The following is a 3,397-nucleotide window of genomic DNA, read 5'->3' as shown; positions in this document are numbered from 1 at the left end:
ATCGATTGTACATACATTTCAGCAGCACGTTTTGATGCACCCATAACATTGGTAGGGTTTACAGCTTTATCTGTAGAAACCATTACAAATCGCTCTATGTCTTCAGATAAGGTTAGTTTAACCAAATTCATTGTTCCCAACATATTGACATAAATCGCTTCATGCGGATTTCTTTCAATAATTGGTACATGTTTATAGGCAGCTGCATGGTAAACAATATCAAAATCATACCGCTCAAAAATTAGTGCAAGACGATACATATTAGTAATGTTTGCCAATTCTGTAATAATATTCACCTCCGGAAATTCATCCTGAAGCAATAATTCCAGTTCATGCAATTGTGTTTCAGCCTGATCTAAGACAACGATTAACTTGGGTTGATAATTTATCAACTGCCTGACAATTTCACTGCCTATAGATCCCGCACCACCGGTAACTAATACCGTCTTACCCTCAATTGATTTTCGAATTAGTACATCGTCAAGATGGATTACTTCCCGGTTTAATAAATCTTCGATTTCTATAGCTCGAATTTGACTGTTAATTGCTTTCTGGGTTTGAAGCTTTTCAACCATAGGCACATTATAAATCTGAATGTTGGCTTTTAAGCATTCATCCACAAGTTTGTTTTTATTCTTGATTGAAAGGGTGTCTTCAATGATTAAAATACCATTGATATTGTAATTCTTCAGTTCTTCACTAAGGCATTTGGTTTGGTTTACAACCGGCTTGTCAAGAATTCGAATGTTCTTATAATTCTTTTTATGAGACAGGAACCCCACCAATTCAAAAGCTTGAGTCGAGTCTGTATTTAAAGCTTCTGCGATAGAAATTGCCTGGTCATCTGTTCCATAAATTAAAATCCTTTTTTTATAACTATTGTGGTTTTTTTGACCTTTTAACAACCGGTATACATGTTTGACAAACAACCTGAAAAGCAATAAATAAGAAAAAGAAAAAAAGGCATAAAAAATCAAACCCGGCAACAAATAAAGTTTTTTACCGGTGAAATAAAAATGAACGTAATTAATGGTTGAAACAACTGCTAAAGTTGAAAATGAAGCTAATAATAACTTTGCAATATCAGTAAAAGTTGAATGACGTATCAAGCCTGAGTAGGTCTTAAAGATAAAAAAGAACATACAATTAATTACCAACAACAAGCCATACTGATAAGGCAAACTGATTGTCTGATAAAACTGAATGTTTAAGTTCAGTAGGATTAGATGTGTCATTGCAAGTGAACACATCAAAATAATGATGTCAATCAATATGACAATCCATCTAGGTAAATAACGAAGGCTGGTTATCCCCAATTTGTTGTCTCCTCTGTAAATAGCGCGTTGAAGCTTACTTTTAATTCCCTGTATCATAAAATATAACTGCTAAGTAAACGGCTATAGCACACAAGCTATTGCCTAAAATGTGGGGGAGAGTTAAAATACTGAATCAATCACATGTTTAATTCTTTCGCGGTCTGCAGATGTGAGGTTGGAACCCGAAGGCAAACACAAACCCAAATCAAAAAGTCCTTCTGAAACCTGATCTCCATAAAAAGGGGCGCCCCTAAACACCGGTTGAAGATGCATTGGTTTCCATAAAGGACGTGATTCAATATGTTCTTTTTCTAAAGCCAAACGCAATGTTTCACGGCAAACAGTATTGGTTTTGTTTGGTGTAATTAAAATACAACTCAACCAATGATTTGAATAAAAGCGTTCATTTGGCTCACTAAAAATACAAACCTTATTATAATTTTCAAATAACTTTTTATAAAAATGATGATTTTTTCTTCTTTTTGCAACATGAGAGTCCAGTACTTCCATCTGTCCGCGTCCAATACCTGCAGCAACATTACTCAATCTGTAATTATATCCTATTTCGCTGTGTTGGTAATGTGGAGCAACATCCCGTGCCTGGGTTGCCAAAAAAACAGCTTTTTCTTTAAGCTTTTTTGTTTTTGAAATCAATGCACCGCCTCCGGAGGTTGTGATAATTTTATTTCCATTGAAAGAAAGTATCGAAAAATCTCCAAAAGTCCCGCATTTTCGTGAATCATACGTACTTCCCAAAGCTTCTGCACTGTCTTCTATAATAGGAATTTCATACCGATTTGCAATTTCACGAACCTCGTCAACTTTGTAAGGCATTCCATAAAGATGCACCGCAATAATGGCTTTGGGTAATTTTCCTTTTTTTATTCTGTCTTTTATAGCTCGTTCCAAATGTTCAGGAGATAGATTCCAGGTATCCGGCTCACTATCTATAAAAACAGGTGTGGCTCCCTGGTATACAATAGGGTTTGCTGAAGCTGAAAACGTCATACTTTGACAAAGAACCTCATCTCCCCGTTCAACACCACACAAAATCAATGCTAAATGAAGTGCAGCGGTTCCTGAACTTAAGGCCGCTACCTCCAAATTCTCCGTTTTGTTGTCTAAATACTTTTGAATAGCTAATTCAAACCCTGTTACATTTGGCCCTAAAGGAGCAATCCAATTGGTTTGAAAAGCTTCGTGAACATAATCGAGTTCACTTCCTCCCATATGAGGTGAAGATAAATAGATTTTTGAGTTTGTCATTTATAGAGGGTCTCTAAGTTTTGTATTTGTTGCAAAATTACAAAACAATACTTTCACGAAACCTAAATTGACAGGAATGTATTTAAATAAAATAATAAACCTGCTCAACAAATAGGGATTTGTCAAGCAGGTTAATACCAAATAATCAGTAATTAATAATTGAGGAGATTTTTTGAAACTTAAATTTTAAAACTTCAGATAACATTTTTAACTGTTATTCATTTGAACTCAATCAACCTTTAATTTTAAATTACAATTTATTATTCGATACAGGGAATATCTTTATTGTATTGAATGCAAATATGAATGAAATTATAGTATTCGCAAAATTTTAGATATAGACAAAGTATAGATGTAATTAGTAAATTTTGATTATTAAGTAAATGCAGGAACCTTTCCTACGACCCCTCTGTAAAAGGATTGTAGCTTTTTAAGGTCATTTTCATAATTGCCATCGGGATAGAAAGGGATATTGATTTTTACGGTTTTTGTTGCATAATCAAAAGCAACACTCACTATTGGAACTTGGGCTTCTAACGCGATGTAGTAAAACCCGGATTTCCAATGATCCACTTTTTTTCGGGTTCCTTCAGGTGCTAATGCTAACCTGAACTCATCCCTTTCTTTAAACAATTGAGCAACCTGTTGAACTGTATGTTGATTGGATAAGCGATCGACCGGAGCGCCTCCCATCCATTTAAAATACCATCCGAAAGGAAAAACAAATAATTCTTTTTTGGCAATAAAATTTATCGAATCACCAAGCAGTTTCCTAACCATAGCACCAATGTAAAAATCATGCCAGCTGGTATGTG

3 protein-coding genes are annotated in these 3,397 nt (G+C 34.8%); all 3 read right to left on the bottom strand.

From position 1 onward, the window contains the following. A partial coding sequence (locus AACY61_RS10705) for an SDR family NAD(P)-dependent oxidoreductase (protein ID WP_339611573.1) occupies positions 1 to 1,373 on the bottom strand: 1,373 nt, incomplete at its 3' end. 63 nt (positions 1,374 to 1,436) lie between these two features. Further along, entirely contained in the window at positions 1,437 to 2,582 is a 1,146-nt protein-coding gene (locus tag AACY61_RS10700) for an aminotransferase class I/II-fold pyridoxal phosphate-dependent enzyme (RefSeq protein ID WP_339611572.1), read from the bottom strand. Positions 2,583 to 2,957: 375 nt separating this feature from the next. Further along, positions 2,958 to 3,397, bottom strand: a 440-nt coding sequence (locus tag AACY61_RS10695; protein WP_339611571.1) for a 1-acyl-sn-glycerol-3-phosphate acyltransferase, incomplete at its 5' end; no start/stop codon positions are given.

Origin of the sequence: uncultured Planktosalinus sp., from assembly GCF_963973675.1 — a bacterium.
Taxonomy (GTDB): domain Bacteria; phylum Bacteroidota; class Bacteroidia; order Flavobacteriales; family Flavobacteriaceae; genus Planktosalinus.
Note: the sequence above shows the minus strand (reverse complement) of the source record. Positions and strands in the feature narration are given on the sequence as shown.